The sequence below is a fragment of the Endozoicomonas sp. SESOKO3 genome, assembly GCF_024606255.1.
On record NZ_JAHHPR010000053.1, the window covers coordinates 1 to 1,012 of the forward strand.

The following is a 1,012-nucleotide window of genomic DNA, read 5'->3' on the forward strand; positions in this document are numbered from 1 at the left end:
GAATAAGTTTCAGAACTCTGGGGTCTGAATTGCGGTTATGACCGCTAATGCCCAATGAAGTCATTCGATAACCTTTTTCGGAAGGTGTGAACACATCGAGTTTTTTGTGAGGGGTTCTTCTGAATACCAGCAACCAGTCAGAATTAAGAGAGTGGTTCAGGTTCAGGCGGAGCTTGTACCAGCGATCACTGGTTTCGGGGTGTTTACCAGTCAGAATTGCTTTCGGTGCTGAAACCGGGGTCAGGAAGCCGGCCAGTTTAACCGGTCCAGCCTCTGAAGATTCTGCAACAGCAGTCGCCCGGGCAGTCTGACTGACAACAAAGGTCAGCAGAATGACCAGTAAAGTCCTGATGGAGATGACTGTTCTTTGCGAACAGAATGAGTAGATCATTAGAACCTGCAATTCAGGCAGTCCTCCATGACGAAGTGACAGCTTTTCATTTTTATTAGGGTTGATTCTTAAATCCATTCACTCTTTAAACGATTGTGACACAGACAAGGTCTTCAGGCCAAGGAGGGAAGGCGGTCTCATCACTCAGTTAACTTATCAGTGATGTTTTTGATGAATGGTTTGAGAAGCGTACATCAGGGCGCTGAGCCCTGATGTAGTGGAGATTACATGGCAAAGTGCTCTTTAGAGAATGCGACTTTCTCTTTAATAGGCATATTCCAGTTGGGCAGAGACTCTATCAGCTCCAGGCGGGGCTGGATGCCACGGTCATTGGCGATCTGGATGGCCAGACCGGGACGGGCATTGAGTTCAAGGATCAGTGGACCATCCCTTTCATCCAGAACAATGTCCACGCCCAGATATCCCAATCCAGTCATGTCATAACAGGCTGAAGTCAGCTTGAGCAGTTTGTCCCAGTGAGGTACTTCCAGTTTTTCAAAGCTGTGACCCGTGTCAGGATGCTGATTAATCGGCAGATCAAACTGAACGGCTCTCAAGCTTTTGCCGGAAGCTATGTCCAGACCCACTCCAACGGCTCCCTGGTGCAGGTTGGCCTTGCCA

Annotated in this window: 2 protein-coding genes; both read right to left on the bottom strand. The window is 48.6% G+C overall.

Annotated features, from left to right (window positions below; genetic code table 11):
• The coding region (locus tag KDK18_RS00890) for a hypothetical protein (RefSeq protein ID WP_257252517.1) at positions 1-469 on the bottom strand (469 nt) is incomplete at its 3' end.
• 146 nt (positions 470-615) lie between these two features.
• A partial coding sequence (locus KDK18_RS00895) for a sugar-transfer associated ATP-grasp domain-containing protein (protein ID WP_306670829.1) occupies positions 616-1,012 on the bottom strand: 397 nt, incomplete at its 5' end.